The organism is Bradyrhizobium vignae, assembly GCF_900324035.1.
GTDB classification, from domain to species: domain Bacteria; phylum Pseudomonadota; class Alphaproteobacteria; order Rhizobiales; family Xanthobacteraceae; genus Bradyrhizobium; species Bradyrhizobium vignae.
Genome location: NZ_LS398110.1, coordinates 2,788,173 through 2,812,200, shown reverse-complemented (window position 1 = coordinate 2,812,200; position 24,028 = coordinate 2,788,173). Strand labels below are relative to the sequence as shown.

The following is a 24,028-nucleotide window of genomic DNA, read 5'->3' as shown; positions in this document are numbered from 1 at the left end:
TTGCATCTTCTTCATGCAGCGTCCCGGATGATCCGGCACGCCACGATCTTACGCGCGATAATTCGCCCGCCTCTATTGCAGCGGAGCGACGATCGTCTGATGCTTGAACTGTGCGACATCTAGCTTCGGCAGCATTCCTGTCTCTGCATAGATATCCAGCATCTTCTGGATCGCGGGGAAGTTTGGTGCTGCGCCCGGATCGCGACCGAAATCGTTGTCCTTGAGCAGATAGGTCTCGAGCACCGGAACGGGCGCCTTGAGCACTTCGGACACCACCTTCAAGGTTTCCTCGCGGTTGGCCAGCGCCTTCTTCATGCCTGACGTGATGTCACGGACATAGGCTTTGACCAGCTCCGGATTCTTGTCGACGAAGTCAGCACGGCAGGCTTCCAGGATGTGTACGATGTTCGGCATGGCCTGGGACAACGAAAACAGCTTCCTGGTGCCGCCCTTCGCCTCCGCGCGCGCGGCAAACGGCTGGTTCATGTTGACCGCATCTACGCGGCCTTGACGCAGCGCGTCCTCGGAGACGGCAAAGCCGACCTCGACCAGCTTGATGTCCTTGGCCGGATCGACGCCATTCTGTTTCAAGAGCAGATTGAACGGCCCTTGCGTGCCGCCACCGATCACGGAAATGCCCACCGTCTTGCCCTTGAGATCCGCGATTGTCTTGATGGGCGAGTCATCCTTGACGGCCCAGTAGACCGAGAAACCGCCGGGCTTCTCGAAAACGTGCTGCGCCACGATATAGGCCTTGAGATTGCCGCCGACCACGCCGTTGGCGAGCGACAGCGGCGCCTGGGTCGCACAGTCCAACGCACCGGCCGCCAATGCCTGCGTCATCGGCGCGGTGCCCTGGAATTGGGTCCATTCGATATTGTAGGTCTTACCGATGCTGGGAAATTCGGCCGGCCTGCGCATCATCCAATATTTGGATTCCTCGGCCGGAATCGTCCAGCCGACGCGGATCGTCTGCTGCGCCCATGACTGGCTTGCCCCCGCGCTCGCGGCCGCTGCCGCCCCCAAAGCCAGGATCCACCTCGAAACGGTTCGCATCGTGCCACTCCGCTACTCTGGCGCCGTCCGGCGCCCGCCAACCCGACCGCCTCAAATGTTTCATGGTTCAAACAATGAGGCAAGCCATGCGAGCAAGCGCTTTTGCCGTTCGATGTGCAATGTATGGTAAAGCGGCGTCGCATTGCGACAGAAGGAGGCAACCTATGGCTGATGAGAACAAGGCAAACCCGCAAGGCACCGAGAAGCTCGGCTATCTCGGCCTTGGACTCATGGGAACGCCGATGGCCCGACGCCTGCTCGAGGCCGGCTATCAAGTCGCTGTCTGGAACCGCTCGGAGGGCAAGGTGGCGCCGCTCGCCAAGGCCGGTGCCCAGCGCGCGGTCACGCCTCGTCATCTCTTGGTGAACTCGGATATCGTCTTCATGTGCGTGACGGATGCGGCCGCGGTCGAGGAGGTGATCTTCGGACCCGAAGGTCTGGCATCGGCGCCTGGTTCTGGCAAGCTTGTCGTCGACTTCTCGTCGATTCATCCAGACGCGGCGCGCGATCTTGCAACGCGACTAAAAGACGCCAACGGTGCGGGCTGGATCGACGCGCCGGTATCCGGGGGCACGAAGGGCGCCGACGAAGGCACGCTCGCCATCATGGCGGGCGGAGAAGCTGACGACGTCGAGAGGGTGCGGCCCTATGTTCTGGCCATGGCACGCAGGTTCACTCACATGGGGCCGGTCGGCGCCGGCCAGACCACAAAGCTTTGCAACCAGGTGATCGTCGGATGCGCGATGGCCGTGCTCGCGGAAGCAACGCGCTTGGCCGCGAACGCCGGAATCGATGCCAATCGATTGCCCGAAGCGCTCGCCGGCGGCTTTGCAGATTCAATCCCGCTCCAGCTGTTCGTGCCACGGATGGTGCAGGGCATTCACACCCCGCCGCTCGGCCACATCGCCACGATGCTCAAAGACCTCGATACGGTTGCCGATGTCGCACAGGCGACGTCGACGCCGGTGCCGATGGCTTCGCTTGCCGGACAGCTCTTCAGGCTAGCGAAGGCCGCGCGAGGTGCGGACGCGGACGCGTTGGAGATCTACAAGCTTTCAGCGGCAGAGCGCCACGCTGTCTAGGGCGACCTGAAGAGCGTTAAGGCGCCTTCTTGCGCTCATCGTCGGCCATGAAGCGACCGAACGCCCCTCTCGCGAAGAGCAGCGGCTCCGTCGCATTGTAGGTATAGGCTTCGACCGCGCCGAGAAAGATCACGTGGTCGCCGCCATAGTAGCGATTCACGGAGCGGCATTGAAAGTTGGCGACGCTCTCGGCGAGCACCGGCGCGTTGCCGAGGCCAGGTGTCCAGCCGACGCCGGTGAACTTGTCATCCGACGATTTAGCGAATTTGTTCGCAAGTTCTTGTTGCGAAGCGCCAAGAACGTTGACGCTGAAATGGCTGGCGTTCTGGAAGATGATCAGGCTCGAGGAATAGACGACGAGGCTCCACAGAACGAGCGGAGGATTCAGCGAGACCGAGGCGAACGAATTGCACGTCAGTCCGTAGGGCTTGCCGTCGGGCGCTGCCGCCGTGATGATGGTCACGCCCGTTGCGTAGGTTCCGAGCGCGTTGCGAAAGTCGCGAGGATCGATCTGGGAGCTGTCGCTAGCGAACTCGTTAGCGGGATCGGGAGCACGGGGCTGCTTCGGCAGATCATTCATCGGCCGACCTCACAGCGTGAGATTCTCGGACGGCAGGCCCAGCGCCACCCGTCCATAATTGGTCCCCGCCGCATCGAAATTGAACGCGAGATGCGAGTTGATCGCGTGTGCATCACGGAACTGCCGCTGCAACACGCCGGTCGTGAACAGACCCCGCGCGCCGCTCGCGGCAAACAGCATCGAGACCGCGTCCGTGCACAAGTTCACTGAAAAAGATCCGTCGCGCCGATATCTGGTCTTGGTCGCCATGTCAGGGATATGGCCGCACCGTGCGTCCTCCATGGCCTGGAGACACGCCGACCGCATGATCAGGCGTGCGGCATCGATCTTGGCCGAGGCTTCCGCGATCTTGATCTGGGTGCTCTGAAAATCGCTCAGCTTGGCCCGGTTGTAGGTCGAAATGCGATGGCGTGCGATCTCCGTGTAATCGTCGAGACACGCCTGCGCATTGCCGAGCGCAACGCCGGAGAGGACGTAAGGAAATAGCGAGAACACGGGGAGCGCATACAGCGGATTCGGGTTGACCTTGCTTCCGGGTGTCGGGCCTCCGGCAAGGTCCCCGACGGCGACCGACATATGGTCAGCCACGAAGGCGTCCCTGACCTCCACGTCGCAAGATCCCGTCCCGCGCAGTCCGGCCACGTTCCAAGTGTCCAGCACCTTGTAATCGCCTTTCGGCACCAGAAAAATTCGATACTCGATGCCGTCCGCCTCGTCGTCGGAGTAGACCACGCTTGCAAGCATATTCCATTCGCAGGAGGCAACGCCCGAGGAGAATGGCCAGCTACCGTGCAGCCGGTATCCGCCCTCGACCCGCGTGGCGCGTCCGGCGGGAAAAATGAATGAGGATGCGATCAGAGCGTCCGGATCGCGGCCCCAGACCAGATCCTGCGCCTTCTGCTCGAACATGCCGAGCATCCAGTGATGGCTCGCCAGATTGGCGAGATTCCAGGCTACCGACGCATCCGCCTGCCCGAGCAGCTCGGCGCAATCGACGAGAGCGACATAGTCGAGCTCGGCCCCGCCAATCCGGGCTGGTTGGAGCATTCGGAACAGGCCAGCGTCATGAAGATCGATCTCGGTTTCCGAGGGGAGCTGCCGCAGCTCCTCCGTCCGCGCCGCCCGCTCGCGTAATCGCGGCACGAGACCGCGGGCCTTCGCGATCATTGCCGCATAGGCGCCTTCGCCGGCTTCCGGCGCGGCGGACCGTCCCATGCTCGGCTTTCGATCCGGCGCCATTCGTGTCCCTCAATTTCACGTATTTATGCGGCCGCCCCTTCGCCAAATCAAGCCAATGCAGCCGGCATTGCAAAGCATCGATCCGCGCGCTGCACGTGCCTGGTGCCATGGGACCGTCCTTGGGCTCACGTCGGCGTCGAGGGCCTGCCGGAACCAAACACACCTTTCTGGGTAAACTCCGTGATCCGACGTTCGTCGTAACCGAGGATGTTGCGCAAGACGTCCTCGGTATGCTCGCCCAACAGGGGCGCCGCAACGGGATCGATCGCGGCGGTTAGGCTCATGGTAATGGGCGGCTCGATGTTGGGCACCCATTCCGCTGTAGGGTGCGGAATCCGGTTCAGGCGATGGCGCTCGCGAGCCTCGGGCGCATTGAAACCCTCCTCGACCGTCCGGAGATAGCCGACCGGGATATTCGTCAGCTTCATCTTCGCCATCCAGTTCTCCAGAGTATCGCTGGCAAAGACCTCTGCAATGGCTGCCCGCAAGAGCTCCTTGTTCTCCGAACGAGCTTTGCGCGTGGCAAACCGCGGATCGGAGATGAGATCGGGCCGATTCAGGACCTCGACCACGAGCCGGCGGTAGAGCCGGTCGTTGGCGCATGCCATGTAGAGCGGCCCGTCAGAGGCCTCGTAGACGCCGACGGTGGGAGAGCCGCTCGGCGAATTGCCGAACCGGCCGGGATTTTCGCCATTGATGAGATAGGCCATGCCATAGAAGCCGGTCATCGCCATCGCGATATCGAACAGGGCGACTTCGACATGTTGGCCGCGGCCGAGCCGGTCGCGCGCCAGCAACGCCAACAGGATTGCATTGCAGGCAGACATGCCTGTCGCCATGTCCACGATGGGCGGACCGGTACGAACCGCTGGGCCGTCGGCAAATCCGTTGAGTGACATGAAGCCGCTTTCCGCCTGCGTGATGGGATCGAAGCCCGGACGCGAGGCAAACGGTCCGGTACGTCCGTAGGCGGAGATCGAGCAATAGACCAGCCGAGGATTGAGTGGCGCGACCGACTCATAGTCGAGCCCGAACTTCTTCATGACCCCACTCGAAAAATTCTCCACCACCACATCTGCTTTGCGGATGAGATGCAGCGCGATCTCTCGAGCCTCCGGCACGGCAAGGTCGAGCGCAATGCCGCGCTTGTTGCGGTTCAGGCTGAGATAGGCGGCGCTTTCGCCGCCAATCTCGGCGTGCTCATAAGCACGCGTGTCGTCGCCGCCGTCGGGATTCTCGATCTTTATGACGTGCGCGCCATAATCGGCGAGCGTCTGGGTGCAGGCCGGCCCGGCGACCACGCGCGTGAAATCGACGACCAGCAGACCATCGAGCGCACTCGGCCCTCCCGTCCCTCGCGACGAACGTACCGGCAGATGAGGCTTGGTGGGCATCGACAGCGCTCTCCCTTGCATCGGCTCATGGCCGCCGAATTTCCTGCAAGAGCAAACTTAAAGCCTGACGCTGCCAACTTCGCAAGTGTTTCACCCGCATTGCCTATAAACGCAAAAGAAGCCCGGCAGCCGTCGGGCTGCCGGGCTTCTCGCCATCCTGCGCATACAGGCTACGCCACAACTCTGATGAACCATACACACCGCGTTCCGCGTCGCGGGAAACGCTCCAGCGCTCACCGTAGCCACTTTCTCCAGTAAAGTGTATGCGACCAGGCCCAAAGTACCTCGGGCTCAAAGAGCCGATAACCTGACTGGATGAAGTTATTGGCAGACACGGGATTGTCTGTCGTATCCGAAACGACACTGTCCCATTCCCCTCTCGTCGAGCGGGCGCAAGATGGCTCTGGCCTCATGCCAATGCAGCTGTCGAGGCGAAGACGCGCGGGCTGAGCCTCGCCACCGGAGGCGCCCCGGCGATCGAGCCGGCACTGTCGCCGTATCGCGAGCGCGGCTTCAGCAATAGCGAGGCGTTCGCCGATGGGCCGAGCGCCTTCAAACAGTTTGCTGGACGTTGTGCTTCAATCCGCCCCAATGCAAGAAATCTGCACCGCATCCTGTCACGCGAAGTCGTCGTCCGCTTCTTGCTTCGAAGGCGCGTCCTGCGTCTTGCGTCCAAGAAACGTATCGGGTGGCGGTTGCTTCAACAACTCGCGGCATTCGCGCACGATCTGCCGCATGTATTCGGCCTGCTCATGTTCGACAGGCAATGGCCGATAGACCCGCATCTGGTGCTCCCTTCGCTTTTGCAGGCGGGAGCGCGCTCGGTCTCTCAGCCACCGACGCCCACGGACGAAAGCCTTGGCCGGTGATGTCCTACAAACTAGCTGGAGTCGCTTCGGTTCAAAAATGAACTTTGGTGTCACGCGCGCAAGATGAGTAAGTGGCGCAAACGACTGAACTTGCACCTGAAAATTTAATACGCGCAACATATCAAATGATGTGACTCCGCTTTGCCAGGAGCATAAGGTTAAGCCATCAAGGCTTGAGGCATCGATCGGCGATGAGAACGCCAGTTGCGCTCCCGCCCTACTCCAACGAGGAGCCGCGCCATGCTGAAGCGGCGTCGTTTCAAACAGACCACGACACTGAACGAAAGACTCGCGGACGAGGCCGCTCGCTGCCGCGAGGAAGCGCGCACACTGGCACCGGGCCGCCGCCGTGAGATGCTGCTGCGTCAGGCGCGGCAGGACGAGACGGCCATGCAGATCGAGGCCTGGCTCCGCTCGCCCGGCCTGAGGGCGCCGACATGACGCAGCAATATCGCGCTTATCTCGTCGGCGAGAACGGCGTCTTCCGCTCCGCCGAAGCCTTTGAAGCCTCGTCCGATTCCTCTGCCTTGGCTTTTGCGAAGCAGTTCACGCGGCTGGGCAAGGTCGAGGTCTGGCAACTCGGCCGGAAGATCGCCGTGCTGGAGTCCGAGCAGTCTCGGCTACTCGAGCCAACCCGCCCGACACTGACGCGTCAATGATCGCGTGCGTGCGATCGCAACACCCCCTCACTCCTCCGCAAGCTTGCGCTCGATCTCGGCGAACGAGCGCTGCACGCCGACTGCGACATCGTGCTGGTCGAGTGCGTCGCGCTGGAGCACGCGCAGGCCGTGCCCACGGGCGCTGGCCGGCGCCGTGCCGTGTTCAAAAACTGGTCGATGACGCCCTTGGCGGAGCGGATGGCCTTGGGATCGCCCCTGGCGATCAGGAGCCGCAACAGGCTCTGACATTCGGCCAAACCGGGCATGGCCTCTCTCACCTTTGCTGCGATCTCGGCTTCGGCCGCTTGACCGGCTGGGTATGGATACCGAACAGCGCCAGCAACAGCGCGACTTCTTCCTTCGAACCGATCTGGATCATGATTGTCTCTCCTGTTCGCTCCGTTGGTCGGGGCTTGGCCCGGCGGAGTTCAGGACGATCCGGTTTCAGCAATGTTTCAGGCGTGTTTCGTCGGGGCGATCTGCGGCGACAGGCCTCACAAAGCCACACGACAAAAGCCCCGCGATGCGGGGCCTTCTTTCATCCCGAACGCCAGCCATCGTCGCGACGCCGGCGCTCGCCTATGGTCTCATTCTGCCAGTGTTTGTCCGACGGGGCAAACTTTATCTCAAATGCAGCAAAGCGGATTCGGCGAAACGAAATCTCTCCGCGTCATGCTGGGACATGTCGTCTGGAACGGCGGCAAGCCGGAGAGATCTTCAATGTACTACGTCGCTGCTGCATTGCTGGTGCTGTCGGGACTATTCTATTCCGCGAGCCATCATGAGCTCGGCCAATTCGGAGCAGACGCGTGCAGTTATGGCGGCACCTTCTGCGACAATCCGGTGGTCCTTTTCACCGGCGCGGCGCTGGCCGCCGCCTGGGGCATGCTCGTCAGCGTCAAGTAGGACGCTGGGCGCAGCACCACTTCCATGCGGCATCCGCCACCGCCACCGGGCGCGAAGCCTGGCGAACGGGCGTGACGTCCTGAATTGCTCGATGATGGCAATCTACCCCTGTTTTGCCCGACGGAGCAAGCAGACTTAGCATTATCAGAAATGCGCGGCTCGCGTGGCCGGGAACTTTCATTCCCTCGTCGGCATTTGCTATGAAGATACAACCCTGACTGAGGCCCCCTTCCATGAGCGACAGCGACGCGGCCCCCACAAAATCCGCGCCGACGCTGCTGCAACGATTGGGGCCCGGCCTCGTCACCGGAGCTGCCGACGACGATCCGTCGGGCATCGCCACCTATTCGCAGGCCGGCGCGCAATTCGGCTACGGTCTGCTGTGGACCGTATTTCTGACCACGCCATTCATGATCGCGATCCAGCTCGTCAGCGCGCAGATCGGACGCGTCACCGGCAAGGGGCTGGCCGCCAACGTCGTGAAGGTCGCACCGCGCTGGGCGGTTCTGGCGCTGGTCGCCATGCTCGTTGCCGCGAACACGTTCAACATCGCCGCCGACATCGCCGCGATGGCCGAGGCCCTCTCACTCGTCATCGGCGGCCTGAACCACGAGCACGCGCTGATCTTCGCGGCCGGCTCGACCCTGCTCCAGGTGTTCCTGCCGTACCGACGCTATTCGCCCGTATTGAAATTCCTCACCTTGGCGCTGTTCGCCTATGTCGCGACCGCCTTCACCGTCAGGATTCCCTGGAGCACGGCGCTGCTCGCCGCGGTGTGGCCGAAGGCCAATGTCAGCGGCGATTATTTTCTGATGGTGGTCGCCGTGCTCGGCACCACCATCAGCCCCTATCTGTTTTTCTGGCAGGCCTCGCAGGAGGTCGAGGAGATGAACCAGGGCAGGCGTGACAAGCCGCTTCGCCAACTCAAGCACGGCGGCCGCCCGGAGCTCGCTCGCATCAGGGCCGACACCATCTCCGGCATGCTGCTCTCCAACAGCATCGCCTTCTTCATCATTCTCACCACGGCGTCGGTCCTGCACGCCAACGGTGTCACCAACATCAGTTCGGCCACGGAAGCGGCTGAAGCGTTGCGGCCGCTCGCCGGGGATTTCACCTTTGCCCTGTTTGCGACCGGCATCATCGGCACCGGCTTGCTCGCCATCCCCGTCCTGGCGGGCTCGGCCGCTTACGGCGTCGCAGAGATCTTCGGCTGGCGTGCCACGCTGGAGGCGAAGCCGGACGAAGCGGCCGGCTTCTACACCATCATCGCCGCGGCAACCCTCATCGGCTTCGGCCTCGGCTTCACCGGGATCGACTCGATCCATATGCTGGTGTGGAGCGCGGTGCTCAACGGCATTGTCGCCGTCCCCATCATGGCGATGATGATGCTGATCGTCTCCAGCCGCGCGATCATGGGCCGCTTCAGGGCCCCCTCATGGCTGATCGCGCTGGGCTGGCTCGCCACCGCGCTGATGGCGCTGGCCGTCCTCGCTTTGCTGGGTTCGTCGTTGACTGGATGACGCGACTGCGCACGATTGCCGCGCGCATTCGCCGAAGACGAGCGGTCGCAGCAGCCGAGAGCGCTACGGCGTCACGGGATTGACGGTGGGGGACGTCTTGGGTCCCGGCCGCACTGGCTCGATCGGCGACTTCGGTTTGGTCGGTAGCACCGTGGCGCCAGCGGCCCGTGCCGCGTCTCCCGTGGTCGCATACATTGCAACATGGGCCGGCTGCGTCTTGGCGCGGCTCCAGGGTCCGTGGTCGACGATCAGCATTGCAGCAATCGTCACACCCGCGACGATCAGCGCGATCACGCCGGGATGGCGGAGGGCGGCGGAGATGGAGCTTGCGAAACGGGCAATTGTCATCGAAGGATCCGCTATCTTCTCTATCGCAGGTTAATGCGATAGCGCCCCATCAGGTTCCCGTTTCCATCAAGCAAGTTCCGAGCCAACAGCGCCTTTCCTATTGCTTTGCCGAAACCAAATTCCGCGCCGTGAACACGTTTCCGACTGCTGCGCTTTCAGCACACACGCCGTCCGCCGCTTTACTCGCCCGGCGCGATTGCGTTGCTGGGTGTCGGCCGGTCGGTGATCTGCTGACCGAATAGGCTGCCGATCAGCTCAACTGCAGTACGCGCGGTCCGACCACGTTCGTCCAGGAAGGGATTTAGCTCGACGATGTCGACCGATCCTACGACGCCGGAATCGTGCAACAGCTCCATGATCAGGTGCGCCTCGCGATAGGTGGCCCCACCCGGCACTGTGGTGCCGACGCCCGGCGCCACGCAAGGGTCGAGGAAATCAACGTCGAAGCTGACATGCAGCACGCCATTGCCCGCCTTGACCCGCTCGATGACGCGGCGGATCAGGACGGCGACGCCGAATTCGTCGATCTGGCGCATGTCGACGATCCTGATCCGGCGCGAGCGCATCAACTCCTTCTCGAGCTTGTCGATCGAACGGGCTCCGAACAGGTCCAGCTTGTCCGGATTGATCGAAGCGCGCGGATCGTCACCCAGCAGGCCGTCGAGGCCGGGCTCGCCACACAAGAACGCGGCTGACATGCCGTGCATGTTTGCCGTGATCGTCGTCTCCGGCGTGTTGTAATCGGCGTGGGCATCGAGCCAGAGCACGAAGAGCTCGCGTCCACGTTCCTGCCAATGACGCGCCATCGCATTGACCGATCCCATCGACAGCGTGTGATCGCCGCCGAGGAAGATCGGCAGCGCGCCGGTTGTCGCGATCTCATAACCTTTGCGGCTCAGCACGCGCGTCCAGCGCTGGATCTCGCGGTAGTGATTGGCTTTTTCGGGCGGGCTGTCGGTGAGGTCCGGGACTCCGGCGACGGAAAGATCACCATGATCGCGGACCTCGAAATCCAGGCTTTCTAGCAGTGTCGCAAGGCCGGCGGTGCGCAGTGCGGCAGGACCCATCAAGGTGCCGCGCTGCGAGGCCCCCATGTCGATGGGAGCGCCGAGCAAGGCGATGCGCCGGGCTCGATCCGCCATGGTTCGATCGGTCACGGCTGTCTCCTGACATCAGCAAGGTTGACCTAGCCTAACAGAGATTCGCACCCGTCGTTTCCCGGGGAAGGTCCGCCCGAACAAATCATCCGGAACAAAATCCCGCGCGCTGAATTGCCCATCCAAGGCCGGCACCCGCCGTCAATCACGGCGCCTGTCGCGGATAGCCAAAGGTCATCAGACCCGCTGTTCAAAACGAGCGCTCGCGCGGATAGCCAAAGGTGTCGGCCCGCATGTCAGGCCTGGAGGTCGCGCCCGTGAGCACGGAGATACCGCAACCCACTTCCCAACCCGGTGTGGCCGAGCGTGCCATCGATGCAGCGACGGACGTCTCCCGCACGATCGGCGAGGTCGCGGGAGGCCTGCGCGCAGCTGTCGACCGCCTGACCTCTACGATCGAGGAAGCGCGAAAGCCTGGCGGAACTCTCGCGACAGTCGCGGCGATCACGCGCGAAGCACCGCTGACCAGCCTGTTCGTCGCATTCCTCTTTGGCGTCGCAATAGCGCGCCGGCGGTAGCAGCAAACCACCCTGCTCAGGCCGCGCTGACAGCCTCGGGCTCCGCGGCCAGGAACTGCTTTTCGAATGCCGCGGCAGGCATCGGACGGCCAAAGAAATATCCCTGCCCTTCCCCGCATCCCATGCTGACCAGGAGGTCGGCAGTTGCTTTGTTCTCGATGCCTTCAGCCACGACCGTCAGACCGAGCTGCTTGCTGAGGCCGATCGTCGAGCTGACGATGGCAGCATCGTCGGAATTCGCGAGAAGCCCAAATACGAACGATCGGTCGATCTTGAGCCCGTCGAGCGGAAACTTCTTGAGATAACTCAGGCTCGCATAACCGGTACCGAAATCATCGAACAGGATTCGGACGCCGAGCTCCTGAATCCGCTTGAACATGGCGAGCACACGGCGTTCGTCATGGAGCAGGATGTTTTCGGTGACTTCGATTTCGAGAAGCGATGGCGTCAGCCCCGTCGCGTCGAGCAGGGCCGCGACCGAATGCGCGAGATCGCCGGATTGAAGCTGCGAGGGCGCGAGGTCGAGCGCGACGCGCACGTTGTTGCCGGACAATTCCCAGGCTCGCGCTGGCGGCAGGCGGTTTCCATCACCCAGTTCGCGATCCGCTCCGACAGGGCCGACGTGTTGACCACCGGCATGAACTCTCCGGGCGAGACGTAGCCGCGCACCGGATGTCGCCAGCGAATGAGCGCTTCGGCTCCGACCAGACTGCCGTCGATCAGACGAACCTGCGGCTGGTAGAATAGTTCGAACTCGCCGCGGTCGGCGGCAAGTGCCAGCTCCCGTTCCAGCGTCAGCCGGTTTTCGAGCTCCTGCCTGATCACGCTTTCGAAGATCACATGGCTGCCGCGCCGGGTCCTCTTCGCGCGGCTCAGCGCCAGATGGCCATTGCTCAGGAGATCATCGGCCTTTTGCCCACCTTCCGGATAGACGGCAACGCCAACGCTGATCCTGACGCGGTGCTGTCGCGCGCCCGTTGCGAGTGGCGCTTCAAACGCGTGCGCGATCCGCTCGGCAAACGCTGCGATCGGCTCGCCGACTTTCGCGCAATCGATCGCGATGGCAAATTCTTCCCCGCCGAGCCGGGCCACGATCGCCTTACCACGGACTTCGCTCTGGAGACGCTCGGCAACCGCGCGCAGCACGAGGTCGCCGGCCGAGTGTCCGAGCATGTTGTTGATCTCTTGGAAGCCGTCGAGCCCGAGCACGAGCAGGGCGATGCCGGAAGAGCGCCGCTCTGCCGCACGGATCAGATCGGTGAGGCCAGCTTGCAGCATGCTCCGGTTGGCAAGCCCGGTCAGCGTCGTGTTCGGCCAAGTATCGAATACGCTCAACTTCACGTTTGCGGACCGAAATATCGCGCAGGATCGCTCCGTATCTCCCCCGATCGCATCGCAGCGGTCTATCAGCCTTATCTCGCCAAGAAGGTTTCGCAGGCGGACCTCGCCGCGATCGCCGGCACGATCAGCGACCTCTACCGCGAAGCCGGATTCCACTTGAGCCGGGCCATCGTGCCGCCGCAGGACATTGCCGACGGCCACGTCCGCATCCAGGTCATCGAAGGCGCAATCGTGCAGGCCGAGCTGAAAGGCGACGGCGCCGAGCAGTTCGGCGTAAGGCCGATGCTCGGCCCGGTTCTGGCCGAACAACCGTCGCGGCTGGCAACACTCGAACGCCAGCTCTTCCTGATCAGCGGCAAGCCGGGCGTCCGGATCACCGACACCGCGCTGGAAGAGATCGGCGGTACGACCGGCCGCTTCCGCCTGACCGTCTATCTGAAGCCCTGGCACGTCTTCTCCTCGTTCGGCCTGGACAATCTCGGATCGTCGTCGGTCGGTCCCTGGCAAACCTACGCCACCGGCGCGTTCAACTCCTATCTCGCGCCCGGCGACGCGCTGGCGGTCAACCTGTCGACCATTGCCAACGATCCCCGCGAGCTCGGCTTCGTACGCCTGTCCTATGACGCGCTCGTCGGCGTCGACGGTGTCCGCCTCGGTGCTTCCGTCCTGTACAGCGCGGTCCGGCCGGGTGACGCACGCCGCCTCGACAGCGACATCACCACCACCGAAGCTTTCGAGGTGCGAGCAAGCGCCGTGCCCTTCATGTCGCAATCCTCCGGGCTGACGCTTACCGTCGCCGGGACCTTCAGCAACGTGTCCGAGCATGACATCTACGGCCCCTGGTACAACGACCACATCAGGACCGTCAGCCTGACCGCCGACTACCGGCTCCAGGATCGCTTCGGCGGCACCAATCTCGCGACGCTGACCTACCGCCACGGCCTCGACATCTTTGGCGCATCGCATTTCGACGATGATCTGTTATCGCGCGACGGCGCCTCGTCGAACTTCTCGGTGCTGAACTTCTGGTTCACGCGCTACCAGACGCTCAACGACGCCTGGTCGCTCAAGCTCTCGGCTGCGAGCCAGACGGCATCACGGCCATTAGTCACCTCGCAGCAATTTTATCTTGGCGGCGCGGCCTTCGGCCGAGGCTATGGCGCAGCCGAGATCAGCGGTGACAACGGCCTTGCCGGCTCGGCCGAACTGCGCTTCGATCAGAAGCTCAATTTCCGCTATTGGGCGGGCTATCAGCTCTACGTCTTCGGCGACGCAGGCGCAGTCTGGAATGACGGTTATCGCCTGAGCGATGGGCTGTCGCTGACATCGGCCGGAGCCGGCGTGCGGTTCTTCCTGCCATACGATCTCCAGGCCGATCTCGGCGTGGCGGTCCCCTTGAGCTACCGGGCGCCGGACAACGAGCGCCGTAGCCCGCGCTTCCTTTTCACGCTCTCGAGCGCGTTCCGGCTCTGCCCCGATCGCAGCAAGGCCGGCTGCCTTTAACCCTTGTCTGGTGCGATGGCACCCGGGCGGCGCTTTCGGGGCGCCGCTCACAGACTTGCCTAAATTTAATCCCGTAACCCGCTCACGATCGCTCGATCCGGGAGTTCCCAATGACCACGTTCAGTCAAAATTGATTGAGAACGAAGCGATGAAGAGGGTGTTTGCGATCCTGGCGTTTCTCTGCGTCCTCGGCGTCGGGGAATATCTTGTCGTGAGCCGGTTCGCGATCCGCCATGAGACCTTGACCCTGTTCGACGCCTCGCGCCAGCGTCCGATCGCGGTCGAGATCGCCGTGCGGCGCGACTACGAGACCAAGGCCAATCTGGGCCTCTGGAAGCTTCCGCTCGCCATCATCAGCAACGGGAACACTGTCAAGGCTACCGAATATTCCTTCCTTGCCAACGTGCTCGCCGCGCGAGGCTATCTGGTTGCCAGCATCCAGCAGGACTTGCCGAGCGATCCGCCATTGATGACCCATGTCGGTCAGCCCTATGTCGGCCGGCGCGAAGTCTACATCCGTTGCGAAGCAAACATCCTCTTCGTGCTGGGCGAACTGAAGAGACGGCAGGAGAACGTCGAATACGACCACATCACGCTGGTCGGCCATTCCAACGGCGGCGATGTCTCCATGTATGTCGCCCATCAGCACCCCGAGTTGGTGTCGAAGGTGATCACGCTCGACAATCTGCGGGTGCCTTTCGTGCTCAGCGATCATCTGAAGATTCTCTCGTTCCGCTCGAAGGATCCTCATTTCTTGACCGACCCCGGCGTCCTGCCGACGCCGGAACAGGCCAAGGCGCGCGGCATCGACATCGTCCACACCGGCGCACAACATACCGAGATGAGCGACCGCGGTCCTGATGCGGTCAAGGAGAAGATTCAGGCGACGCTCGACCATTTCCTGCGCGACAGTGCCAGCAGCGCGCTGGCCCCCGCCGATACGGGAAGCCCGATGATCATGAATCCGGGCGACTATTAGCCGGGAGCGCTTTGCGGCAGATCAAGGCGGCTAGCGAGCCGGCAAGGTAGAAGTGCGGTGCAGCGTCGGAGAGACACGTGTCGCACTATACCGAAAGTCTCGATGCGAAAAGCCTTGATACGAAATGTCTCGGCCGGCCCGCGGGTGCAGCGGTTTTGCGAAAAATCATGCTCAAACAATAGCCTGACGATTCATCCCGAACGATCACGACCTGCCACAAATGCAAATCCCTGCCGGAGGACCGGCAGGGATCAGCAGAAAGGATGACGGACGGCGAATGAAATCATCCGGTGGCCCGTCATGGACCTGCGCAAGTATCGAAGCGCGGATCTCCATGCCACACAAGATCAATTTGCGGGCACGTTGTACACACGCCGAGAATCAGGACGACTTGCCTTTGCCTGATTGCATGAGACTGCCAGTCATCTGGCGCATGTGATCTCCGGCGCTGGTGAACTGACTGCGCAGGAAATCGGACTGGATTTGCATCGCTTCCTGGAGATCGGTGGCATGCACCAGCTTGCGGGCATGCTCGAAGGCCGACTTCATGTTCTGCTCTGTGAAAGCCAGCGCCTGCTTCGACACCTCAGTCCCCGCGCCGGGAACGGTCGACATCGATTTGGTGGCGGCTTCAAAAAACATGCCGAATGCCTTTTCCGCCTGGTCGATCGTCTTTTCGGCCAAATCGCGCAGTTCGGCCGGAACCTCGAGCTTTGGTTCAATCATGGTCGCACTCCTCCCTTTTCCCAACTGAATACCACACTTGCCGGACCGCCTTCCAGCGGCCAGCCTCGGGGGAACGACGCCGGCGAGCCAGGTTCTGCCAAGAAAAGAGGGGAGACGAATGGACCCGGCACGCGGCCGGATTCAGCACAAGGGGTGCTCGGGAAGAGCTTCTTCGGTGGCGAGATCTTCGACCAGCTTGATCACTTCGAAACGCTGCCGAGGCGCGAGCTTCAGGAATGCGCGGAGCAGACGCAGACTTTCGACAGTGCTGCTTGTAGGCACACCGAGCTTGAGATGCAGCTCAGCCGCGAAATCGAGGTTTTTCATCTCGCACCTATGACAAGCATCGGCCTTCGTGATCCACTCGAGAACCGAACGCCGCAACAGAACCTATCCCGACGAACTCTCGGCCGGGACGCCCGCCGGATTGGCACGCTGAACGACATTCAAACGGCGGCCCAACCAGTTGGTTGTAACTATGCCAAGCAACAACCTATCCGGCAAGCTCAATCGTGGGTATTGCGATGCTTCGTCTGCATCACGCCACGGTGATTCCGGATATCAGGAATACCGACCGCCGTCACCCACCTGCGTCAACAAGTGGCAACAATCACGCACACAACCCCTGATCGCCGGCAATCCGGCGCATACCCGTTATCGTTGAGTCCAATCGCCGCGGTTGCATCGCCAGCACGAAAGTCGATTTTGCAGCCGGTCTCCGGTCTCGGTCCTGGCGCTGCTGCTCGCGGCAGGATCCATCCGTCTGGATTCCGCCGTGAACCGTTGTCCGCGAGCGAGCGACCAAGCCGTTGCGGCACGGCCACGCAGATACGGGCGCCATGGCTGAAGACTCTTTGATTTGGGCGCGCGTCAGCACCAAGAGGACGACGGCATGCTTTCTCGCTGCGATCTCATCAAGGGCGCCGCGGTCGCGCTTCTCACCCTTTCGATACAAGGCGCATGGGCCCAGGAGACCAAGATGAACCTGTTCAAGATCGTCACCATCAAGGACGAAATCGTCGTCGGATTGTCAGCGGAGGAGCTTCAGGCGCTCGGCGGCAATGATGCGAGCGCCGTTGCACACGCGCTGGCACAGAAGGGCGATCTCACCGTCTGGCAATACAACGTGCATCGTGGGCCGAACGGCGAATTACAGCAAGCGCCGACTGCAAAGATCGGGCTTCTGGCCAACGCCTCGCTCCGCGTCGAGCCTTACACCACACCCTACCAGATTGTCCCTCATCCCTAAGCAACGGGCTGCGACGCCGGCGGCCAAGGCCGCCGGCGTCGCGCAATCATCTACGCCGGTCCGCACGCGGCGTTCCCGTCTCCGTCGCGAAGCCGTAGACCAGCGCCAGCCGATCCAGGCATTCGCGAAAACGCCGCGCAAAATAATCGTTCCAGCGCTGCGTGCGGACGGCGCGACGTTGCCCGATCTGATCCATGGTCAGACCAAGCACCAGCACGTCGTGCACCAGCGCGGCGCCATCGGTGCCGAGCTCGCGCTCGACCCGGTTCAGCCGCAGCACCGCCTGTCGCTGGCTCTCGGTGACCGGCTCGCGCGTGCCGGCACCATCGACATATTCGCGCGTCGTATCCACCGCTTGGGGGCCGCGCTCCGCCCGCTCCCAATCGTTCTGGAAGGCGCGCCCGCCGCGGTATTGCGCCTCGTCGATCTGGTGGTGCGCGTGCAGCCGGCCGAGCGGATCGCTACGGATCGAGCGGATGGCCAGGATCTTCTCACCTGAATCGAGCGCGAGCGGATTGTCCACCTCGACCTCCGCCACCTCGGCGTTGAACGGCACCTCCCGCGACCGCCGGTCGTAGATCTGCGCCAGTTTGTAAGATTTGTTGCGTCGGGCACGAGCCACTCGGATTCTCCTTGCAAGTCTGACGATTGAACGGACGGCTGCACCTTCAGGCGACCGAAACCAACTTCAGCACGACGGGGCCTGCGACACGGGCAGACCCAGCCTCGGAACGGCGGGTCAGGCGGGCATGCGGCGTGCAATAGCTGGAGCTCGGCTGGCGGGGGTGGCCGCAGAAGGTGATTTCCTCTCCGTCCTTGTCGCCGCCATAGGGATAGCGGCAGTCGGTCGGCTCGAGCTCGACCAGTTGGATCAGGCGCGGCTGGACGCCGACGCAACGCAACTTGACCCGCGCCGCAGGCTTCATCGCCGACTTCGGCGGCAGATTCAGGTTCGGCAACGCCGCCCGGCGCGGCGAAAGCAAGCTGGGTTCATCCGGCACGATCGACGGGCTCGTCATCCATTGCGGCACGACGAGCCCGAGCCGCTTGGCGCGGCCGACCACCGCGCTGCGCGTGTAAGCCGTTCCAAACCTTGCGTTAATCTGTCTTCCGATCTCTGCATAAGACATGCCTTTGAGAAAATAGTCGCGAAGCGCGTCGGAGTGCTCCGACGGCCAATGGCCCGGTTCCATGCTGCTGTCCTGTGATGCGCCTCCCACCAACGAACGACCGGGAGGCGAAGCACACATTCCGTTATTCCGAATAGGGTGTCAAGCAATAATTCTGATATTCATAATTGCATCAATTCCGAATTTCGGATTATAAGAGGCGAGACGGTGCGCAATCGAGGGAATCACCATGTTGGACGTAGCAATGATCGAGCGGGGCCTGGAGAAGACGGGCAAGAGCAAGGGCGGCCTCGCGGCGGCTATGGGCGTGCGCCCCGGCGCGGTGTCGGAGATCCTCGGCGGCGAGCGCCTGGTGAAGGCCTCGGAGATCATTCCGATCATGGAATATCTCGAGCTCAATCTCGCGCCGATCATGGGCCGCGTCGGAGCCGGCGCGGTGATCGAGCCGGACTATGAACAGGTTCCGCCGGAAGGTCTCGGCGACGTCACGCTGCCCTTCCCCATCATGGAAGAGACGATCGCATTCGAGATCGTGGGCGATTCGATGCTGCCCAAGTACGAAAGCGGCGACGTGATCGTGGTCTACAAGGACCAGCGCCATCCGCTGTCGAGCTTCTACGGCGAAGAGGCGGTGGTCCGGCTCAAGACCGGCGAGCGCTATCTGAAGACCATCGAGCGGGGAAAATCACCCTCTGTCGTCAATCTCACGAGCTTCAACGCCAAGCCGATCGTCGGCGTCAAGCTCGACTGGGTCGGGGAGATCTGCCTGTCCATGCCCAAGGGGCAGCTTGAGCGGCTGCGCGCGAAATCGGCGCGCCCCCGCAAGAAGGGCAAGTAAGGGAGCGCACGGCCTGCGATTTCTTTAATACCGAAATCCGCGGTTGACAACATTCCGATTTTCAGAAATACTTGCCGCGTTCCCGACCACGGGGCGCGGCAGGATCGTTTTCATGCAATATTTCGTCGTGATGATCGATTATGGGCGGCGGGGCCGCGAGGCGGTGGTCGATCCCGAAATCACAAGGCGCGAGGTCGTCTCCCGGATCGCCTCGGGCGAATACCAGAACATCTCGTTCATCCACGAAATCGTCGAGAATGCGGTCGAGGATGTGACCGAGGCCATCCTGAGTGAGGCTGCCTTGCCCCAAATCCCGCCCGAAGACGTCGACCTCCAGGCAATCCGCCTTGATCACACCCGCGATCTGCACAAGCACGATCGGACGTGACGCAAGCTGGGCAGCTCGCGTCACGGCCCGACCGAGCATCAGACCAGGAGAACGGTCGATCCCGTGGTCTTGCGCGCCGCAAGATCGGCATGGGCCTTGGCGGCCTCCTTCAGCGGATAGGTCTGGTGCACCTCGATCTTGACCGCGCCGGACTTGACGACGTCGAACAGTTCGTTCGCCATCGCAACCAGATTTTCGCGCTTGGCGGCGTAGGTGAACAACGTCGGACGCGTAACATAGAGCGAGCCCTTCTGGGCGAGCAGGCCGAGATTGAGCGGCTCCACCGCGCCGGAGGACTGGCCGAACAGTGCGGCGACACCGAGCGGGGCGAGGCAGTCCAGCGACTTCAGGAACGTGTCCTTGCCGACGGAGTCGTAAACCACCGGCACTTTCTTGCCACCGGTGATCTCGTCGACCCGCTTCACGAAATCTTCCCGGGTATAGATGATCACATGGTCGCAGCCATGCGCCTTGGCGAGCTTCGCCTTCTCGTCGTTGCTGACCGTGCCGATCACGGTCGCGCCGAGATGCTTGGCCCACTGGCTCAAGATCAGGCCTACACCGCCAGCCGCGGCATGAAGCAGGATGGTATCGCCCGCCTTCACCCGATAAGTCTGTCGGATCAGATATTGCGTGGTGAGCCCCTTGAGCATCATCGCCGCCGCGGTCTTGTCATCGACGCCGTCGGGCAGCTTCAGCAGACGATCGGCGGGAATCAGCCGGGCCTCCGAATAGGCCCCGAGCGGCGAGGCGCCATAAGCGACGCGATCGCCCGGCTTCAGATCAGTGACGCCGGGCCCGACCTCCTCGACGACGCCGGCCGCCTCGCTGCCGAGCCCGCTCGGCAGTTGCGCTGGATAGAGGCCGGAACGGTTATAGATGTCGACGAAATTGAGGCCGACAGCGGTGTGGCGGATGCGCGCTTCGCCGGGTCCAGGCTTGCCGACGCTGACCTCCTCCCAGACCAGGACTTCCGGACCGCCGGTTTTGTGAAAGCGAATGGCATGCGTCATGGGCGTGCTCCCTTATCGTTGAGGTGAAAGTCCGAACACCGGATCGGCCTGTCAAATAGGCATTTGGTCCGCCCGTTACAGTACAGAGCCGTAACAAGAATGTCACAGCGAACGACAAACGGTCGTCGTTCCGTCTCTGTTCGAAAGAGTTGATGAGGGCTCCAGAGCAACCGGAAGTATTTTTTGCGCGGGGTTGATGGTCGCCTGCGAGGGAGAGCCGAGATGCCAGCTTATGTTCAGCATCATCTGGATATCGAGATCGCGCCTGTGATTTGCCCCACCTGCATGGGGTTCCTGCCGATGTATGTGCGCGAGGTCGAGCCGCATTGGAGTCTTGCCAAGATCGACTTCGTCTATGAATGCGCCGACTGCGGAGCCGAGCTTAGACAGACGATCCGCAAGCCGGAGCCGCTGCGGCACTGATCGCGACCGGCGCCCCGCTCGACTATTTGCGCGAAGCGGAAAAAGCGCCGTTCGCGCGGGTCTGAGGTCTCCCAAACGAGGCTTGTTCTTTGCCGGGAACGCAGGCAGAACAAGCCTCAACCAAGACCTTTGGGAGCGCCCATTCGTGGCAGATCAGAAGGCCTCGACCTCGATCGAGGCAGTGGAGAGCGGCCTCGCCGCGCAAGGTTATATCGCGAGCCGGCAAATCGCGACCGCCGTCTATTTGTCGCAGCAAATCGAGAAGCCGATCCTGGTCGAGGGCCCCGCGGGCGTCGGCAAGACCGAGCTTGCCAAGGCCATCGCCGCTTGGCGCGGCATGAAGATGATCCGCCTGCAATGCTACGAGGGCCTCGACGAGGCCAAGGCGCTCTATGAGTGGAAATACGCCAAGCAGCTTCTCTACACGCAGATCCTCAAGGACAAGCTCGGCGAAGTGCTCGGCGGCGCGCAGACGCTGCACGCCGCGCTCGACCAGCTCCATGATTTCGGCGACGTGTTCTTCTCCAAGGAGTTCGTCGAGCCCCGCCCCCTGCTCCAGGCGCTGGAGCAGCCGGGTGGCTGCGTGCTCTTGATCGACGAGATCGACAAGTCGGATGCGGAATTCGAATCGCTGCTGCTGGAGATCTTGTCCGACTTCCAAGTCACGATCCCCGAACTCGGAACCGTCTCGGCCATTACGCCGCCGACCGTGATCCTCACCTCCAATAGCGAGCGCGACCTCGGCGACGCCCTGAAGCGGCGCTGCCTGCATCTGCATATCGGCTTCCCCGAGCAGCGGCTGGAGGAGCGCATCGTCGAAAGCCGCGTGCCCGGCATTTCGCAGACGCTGCGCCGGCAGATGGTCGGCTTCATCCACGAGATCCGCTCGCTCGATTTGAAGAAGCTGCCCTCGGTCAGCGAGACCATCGACTGGGCGCGCGTACTTGTGTTGCTCCAGGCCGCCGAGCTCGACACCGAGATCGTCAAGGACACGCTCAACGTGCTTCTGAAATACGAAGCCGACATCGAGGCCGCAGCGCCGCAGGTGACGACCTTCATTGCCAAGGCGGCGCGGTCCAACGTCTTCGGTTGACGCCGATGCGCGAGAATCTCCATCGTTTCTTTCGGGCGGCGCGCGGCGTCGGCGTTCACGTCTCGCCTGCCGAAAGCGTCGATGCGATGCGCGCTGTCGCGCAGGTCGGCATCTCCGACCGCGCCGTCCTGCGCGACGCGCTGCTCCTGACACTTGCCAAGTCGCGGGACGAGAAGCTCGCGCTCGGCGACTGCTTTGATCTCTTCTTCAGTCAGCCGGAGCCGCGGCAAGACCAGCCCGAAGCCGACAATAACGACACTCCGCAGGACGCGGATCGGACGCCTTCCTCCGGCGCTCCCGAAGGTTTGGGCCCGCTCGCGCAGATGCTGCTATCGCAGGACCGCAATACGATCGCGGCCGCCATCGCCAGCGCCTCCGGGGCGGCCTCCCTTTCCGACATCCGCTACTCCACCCAGCGCGGCATCTTTTCCAGCCGCATCCTCGACGCCATGGGCCTCCAGCGCCTGCGCGACGATCTGGAGGAGCTGACCGCAACCAACCCGGCACTGGCCGAACGTCTACGCGCCGCGCTCGACGCCTTACGCGAAGCCGTGCGCGATACGGTCTCTCAGGGGCTTGCACTCTATGCCCGCGAGGAGGCCGAAAACCTCCGCAACGAGATCCTGCGCAATGCTCCGCTTGCCCGCATCGAGCGGCGCCAAGTCGCCGAGATGCGTGCTCTCATCCGCCAGATCGCGCGCCGGCTGCGCGAGCGCTATTCCAAGCCGCGCAAGCGCCAGCGCCGCGGCCATCTCGACGTTCGGCGCACGCTCCGCCGCAACGCGGCCTGGGGCAGCGTGCCGTTCCTCACGGCATGGAAGCGCAAGCATCGCGACCGGCCGAAGATCGTAGCCCTGTGCGACGTCTCGGGCTCCGTTGCGCAAGTATCCGATTTCTTTCTGCTGCTGATCCACTCTCTGCACGAGGTGGTCGACGATGTCCGCTCCTTCGCCTTCTCCTCGCACCTGATCGAGGTCAGCGAGATCCTGGAATCGAAGTCGCCGGAGGAGGCGATGTCCGAGATCATGTCCAAGGTCGGTTTCGGCTCGTCGGACTATGGCTCTTCGCTGGTCGATTTCGAGAAGGGGTTCATGAGTTCGCTGACGCCGCAGACCACGGTGATCGTGCTCGGCGATGCCCGCAGCAACAATCTCGACCCGCGCGCCGACATTTTGCGCCGGATCGCCGACCGCTCGAAGCGACTGGTCTGGCTCAATCCCGAGGGTCGGCTCGCCTGGGGCTTTGGCGATTCCGAGATGCCGCGCTACGCGACCTTCTGCAGCGTCGTGCGCCAATGCGCCACGGCGCAACAGCTTGAGCGCGCCGTGTCCGATATCGTGGCGACTTATCAGTGAGCAACAATGGCCGCCAGCGTCAGGCGGCGTTCGGCTCGGCCTGCGCGAGATTGCACTCCCGAAAGTGACGGGCGACTTCGTCGAGTGCGCGCTGCTCCCACTCCTGAGCCTGTGCGAGCCAGAATACTATCGATCATCATTTCTGTGCATATTGCGACGCGGAATGGGACACCGACCCTTCCTGTGCACTGCGATAGCTCGCACCGCAACATCAAGTACAGATCATCAATTAGTGATCGAGAATCGCAACGATGTTCGTGCGCCAACGATCTTAACGCTTGTGGCGCAACGAAGTGCGGCAATTTGTGAAGAGACATTCTAAACGACGCACCGAATTCTCGACTCATTGTCGTCGCATGGTTTTCATGCGGAGCCGCTAACAGGGGCGCGCGACTGGACTATCGCTTGAGGCAAAATGAGCAACGACGTTGACTTCGATCTTTCGCCGGACCAATGGGAAGCTCTGCGCACACTTCGCAATTCGACATCGAGCGGTCGCCTCTCGAAGGCTTACATGATCGAAAGTCTCGTCAAGCTCGGCCTCGTCGTCATCGATGACGGCGTGCCGGTGATGACCCCCGCGGGACGCAGGGTGCTCGTGCGCGGATCATGCCGGCTGCTGGATCTCGTGGCATGACACGGGCGCACGACGACTGACCGCG

27 protein-coding genes and 2 pseudogenes are annotated in these 24,028 nt (G+C 62.6%); 15 read left to right on the top strand and 14 right to left on the bottom strand.

The window, feature by feature from the left end; all coding sequences use genetic code 11:
• Positions 1-72 precede the first annotated feature (72 nt).
• Complete coding sequence (locus tag BRAD3257_RS13580) at positions 73-1,056, bottom strand: ABC transporter substrate-binding protein (protein WP_122402246.1); 984 nt, start codon at positions 1,054-1,056, stop codon at positions 73-75.
• 164 nt (positions 1,057-1,220) lie between these two features.
• On the opposite strand from BRAD3257_RS13580, the gene BRAD3257_RS13575 reads away from it, so the two are divergent.
• A complete protein-coding gene (locus BRAD3257_RS13575) occupies positions 1,221-2,138 on the top strand; it encodes an NAD(P)-dependent oxidoreductase (protein ID WP_162500192.1) in 918 nt (305 codons plus the stop codon).
• Positions 2,139-2,154: 16 nt separating this feature from the next.
• Here the strand turns inward: BRAD3257_RS13575 and BRAD3257_RS13570 are convergent, their stop codons facing one another.
• The 5 genes and pseudogenes from BRAD3257_RS13570 to BRAD3257_RS39700 form a co-directional block, all read right to left on the bottom strand.
• Positions 2,155-2,718, bottom strand: a complete 564-nt coding sequence (locus tag BRAD3257_RS13570) for a flavin reductase family protein (RefSeq protein WP_122402244.1) — start codon at positions 2,716-2,718, stop codon at positions 2,155-2,157.
• 9 nt (positions 2,719-2,727) lie between these two features.
• On the bottom strand, positions 2,728-3,933 hold the full coding sequence (locus tag BRAD3257_RS13565; protein WP_244607943.1) for an acyl-CoA dehydrogenase family protein: 1,206 nt from the start codon (positions 3,931-3,933) through the stop codon (positions 2,728-2,730).
• Positions 3,934-4,082: 149 nt separating this feature from the next.
• The gene (locus tag BRAD3257_RS13560; RefSeq protein ID WP_122406546.1) at positions 4,083-5,351 is read right to left on the bottom strand and encodes a CaiB/BaiF CoA transferase family protein; all 1,269 of its coding nucleotides are present in this window, start codon (positions 5,349-5,351) and stop codon (positions 4,083-4,085) included.
• Positions 5,352-5,584: 233 nt separating this feature from the next.
• Positions 5,585-5,743, bottom strand: a pseudogene (locus BRAD3257_RS40980) (GNAT family N-acetyltransferase); the annotation flags it as partial.
• 225 nt (positions 5,744-5,968) lie between these two features.
• Complete coding sequence (locus BRAD3257_RS39700) at positions 5,969-6,136, bottom strand: hypothetical protein (protein ID WP_160118810.1); 168 nt, start codon at positions 6,134-6,136, stop codon at positions 5,969-5,971.
• Between the two features lie 324 nt (positions 6,137-6,460).
• On the opposite strand from BRAD3257_RS39700, the gene BRAD3257_RS13550 reads away from it, so the two are divergent.
• The 4 genes from BRAD3257_RS13550 (at position 6,461) to BRAD3257_RS13530 (ending at position 9,305) form a co-directional block, all read left to right on the top strand.
• Complete coding sequence (locus BRAD3257_RS13550; protein WP_122402242.1) at positions 6,461-6,661, top strand: hypothetical protein; 201 nt, start codon at positions 6,461-6,463, stop codon at positions 6,659-6,661.
• On the top strand, positions 6,658-6,879 hold the full coding sequence (locus tag BRAD3257_RS13545; RefSeq protein WP_122402241.1) for a hypothetical protein: 222 nt from the start codon (positions 6,658-6,660) through the stop codon (positions 6,877-6,879). The genes BRAD3257_RS13550 and BRAD3257_RS13545 overlap by 4 nt, the downstream gene beginning before the upstream one ends.
• A 720-nt stretch (positions 6,880-7,599) precedes the next feature.
• The gene (locus BRAD3257_RS13535) at positions 7,600-7,785 is read left to right on the top strand and encodes a hypothetical protein (protein WP_122406545.1); all 186 of its coding nucleotides are present in this window, start codon (positions 7,600-7,602) and stop codon (positions 7,783-7,785) included.
• A 233-nt stretch (positions 7,786-8,018) separates the two neighbouring features.
• A complete protein-coding gene (locus BRAD3257_RS13530) occupies positions 8,019-9,305 on the top strand; it encodes an NRAMP family divalent metal transporter (protein ID WP_122402240.1) in 1,287 nt (428 codons plus the stop codon).
• Positions 9,306-9,368: 63 nt separating this feature from the next.
• Here BRAD3257_RS13530 and BRAD3257_RS13525 read toward each other — a convergent pair whose 3' ends face one another.
• Positions 9,369-9,653, bottom strand: coding sequence for a hypothetical protein (locus BRAD3257_RS13525; RefSeq protein ID WP_122402239.1), 285 nt, complete (start codon positions 9,651-9,653; stop codon positions 9,369-9,371).
• A gap of 179 nt (positions 9,654-9,832) precedes the next feature.
• Positions 9,833-10,810, bottom strand: coding sequence for an arginase (gene rocF, locus BRAD3257_RS13520; protein WP_122402238.1), 978 nt, complete (start codon positions 10,808-10,810; stop codon positions 9,833-9,835).
• A 257-nt stretch (positions 10,811-11,067) separates the two neighbouring features.
• Between rocF and BRAD3257_RS13515 the strand changes: the two genes are divergently transcribed.
• Positions 11,068-11,328, top strand: coding sequence for a hypothetical protein (locus BRAD3257_RS13515; protein ID WP_174221567.1), 261 nt, complete (start codon positions 11,068-11,070; stop codon positions 11,326-11,328).
• A 16-nt stretch (positions 11,329-11,344) separates the two neighbouring features.
• On the opposite strand, the pseudogene BRAD3257_RS13510 reads toward BRAD3257_RS13515, so the two are convergent.
• Positions 11,345-12,718 (bottom strand): annotated as a pseudogene (locus BRAD3257_RS13510) (putative bifunctional diguanylate cyclase/phosphodiesterase); the annotation flags it as partial.
• Here BRAD3257_RS13510 and BRAD3257_RS13505 point away from each other — a divergent pair.
• Both BRAD3257_RS13505 and BRAD3257_RS13500 read left to right on the top strand, forming a co-directional pair.
• The gene (locus BRAD3257_RS13505) at positions 12,649-14,172 is read left to right on the top strand and encodes a ShlB/FhaC/HecB family hemolysin secretion/activation protein (RefSeq protein ID WP_244608014.1); all 1,524 of its coding nucleotides are present in this window, start codon (positions 12,649-12,651) and stop codon (positions 14,170-14,172) included. The pseudogene BRAD3257_RS13510 and the gene BRAD3257_RS13505 sit on opposite strands and share 70 nt — an antisense overlap.
• 148 nt (positions 14,173-14,320) lie before the next feature.
• Positions 14,321-15,151: an alpha/beta fold hydrolase gene (locus BRAD3257_RS13500; RefSeq protein WP_122402236.1), complete on the top strand. Its 831-nt coding sequence runs from the start codon at positions 14,321-14,323 to the stop codon at positions 15,149-15,151.
• Positions 15,152-15,532: 381 nt separating this feature from the next.
• Here BRAD3257_RS13500 and BRAD3257_RS13495 read toward each other — a convergent pair whose 3' ends face one another.
• The gene (locus BRAD3257_RS13495) at positions 15,533-15,877 is read right to left on the bottom strand and encodes a phasin (RefSeq protein WP_122402235.1); all 345 of its coding nucleotides are present in this window, start codon (positions 15,875-15,877) and stop codon (positions 15,533-15,535) included.
• Between the two features lie 141 nt (positions 15,878-16,018).
• On the bottom strand, positions 16,019-16,204 hold the full coding sequence (locus tag BRAD3257_RS13490) for a hypothetical protein (protein WP_122402234.1): 186 nt from the start codon (positions 16,202-16,204) through the stop codon (positions 16,019-16,021).
• A gap of 565 nt (positions 16,205-16,769) precedes the next feature.
• On the opposite strand from BRAD3257_RS13490, the gene BRAD3257_RS13485 reads away from it, so the two are divergent.
• Positions 16,770-17,126, top strand: coding sequence for a hypothetical protein (locus tag BRAD3257_RS13485; RefSeq protein ID WP_100232835.1), 357 nt, complete (start codon positions 16,770-16,772; stop codon positions 17,124-17,126).
• Positions 17,127-17,172: 46 nt separating this feature from the next.
• Here BRAD3257_RS13485 and BRAD3257_RS13480 read toward each other — a convergent pair whose 3' ends face one another.
• Positions 17,173-17,748: a hypothetical protein gene (locus tag BRAD3257_RS13480; RefSeq protein WP_122402233.1), complete on the bottom strand. Its 576-nt coding sequence runs from the start codon at positions 17,746-17,748 to the stop codon at positions 17,173-17,175.
• A gap of 46 nt (positions 17,749-17,794) precedes the next feature.
• Positions 17,795-18,319, bottom strand: coding sequence for a GcrA family cell cycle regulator (locus BRAD3257_RS13475; RefSeq protein WP_122402232.1), 525 nt, complete (start codon positions 18,317-18,319; stop codon positions 17,795-17,797).
• Positions 18,320-18,485: 166 nt separating this feature from the next.
• On the opposite strand from BRAD3257_RS13475, the gene BRAD3257_RS13470 reads away from it, so the two are divergent.
• Together BRAD3257_RS13470 and BRAD3257_RS13465 are read left to right on the top strand one after the other, a co-directional pair.
• Positions 18,486-19,094, top strand: a complete 609-nt coding sequence (locus tag BRAD3257_RS13470; protein WP_024343287.1) for a S24 family peptidase — start codon at positions 18,486-18,488, stop codon at positions 19,092-19,094.
• A 112-nt stretch (positions 19,095-19,206) separates the two neighbouring features.
• A complete protein-coding gene (locus BRAD3257_RS13465) occupies positions 19,207-19,482 on the top strand; it encodes a hypothetical protein (protein WP_122402231.1) in 276 nt (91 codons plus the stop codon).
• Between the two features lie 38 nt (positions 19,483-19,520).
• On the opposite strand, the gene BRAD3257_RS13460 is transcribed toward BRAD3257_RS13465, so the two are convergent.
• Positions 19,521-20,495, bottom strand: coding sequence for a quinone oxidoreductase family protein (locus BRAD3257_RS13460; protein ID WP_122402230.1), 975 nt, complete (start codon positions 20,493-20,495; stop codon positions 19,521-19,523).
• A 222-nt stretch (positions 20,496-20,717) separates the two neighbouring features.
• Between BRAD3257_RS13460 and BRAD3257_RS13455 the strand changes: the two genes are divergently transcribed.
• The 4 genes from BRAD3257_RS13455 (at position 20,718) to BRAD3257_RS13440 (ending at position 24,003) form a co-directional block, all read left to right on the top strand.
• Positions 20,718-20,918: a hypothetical protein gene (locus BRAD3257_RS13455; protein ID WP_122402229.1), complete on the top strand. Its 201-nt coding sequence runs from the start codon at positions 20,718-20,720 to the stop codon at positions 20,916-20,918.
• Positions 20,919-21,063: 145 nt separating this feature from the next.
• Positions 21,064-22,011: an AAA family ATPase gene (locus BRAD3257_RS13450; RefSeq protein WP_162500191.1), complete on the top strand. Its 948-nt coding sequence runs from the start codon at positions 21,064-21,066 to the stop codon at positions 22,009-22,011.
• Positions 22,012-22,016: 5 nt separating this feature from the next.
• Complete coding sequence (locus tag BRAD3257_RS13445; RefSeq protein ID WP_122402228.1) at positions 22,017-23,366, top strand: vWA domain-containing protein; 1,350 nt, start codon at positions 22,017-22,019, stop codon at positions 23,364-23,366.
• A 415-nt stretch (positions 23,367-23,781) separates the two neighbouring features.
• Entirely contained in the window at positions 23,782-24,003 is a 222-nt protein-coding gene (locus tag BRAD3257_RS13440) for a hypothetical protein (protein ID WP_122402227.1), read from the top strand.
• Positions 24,004-24,028: the final 25 nt, after the last annotated feature.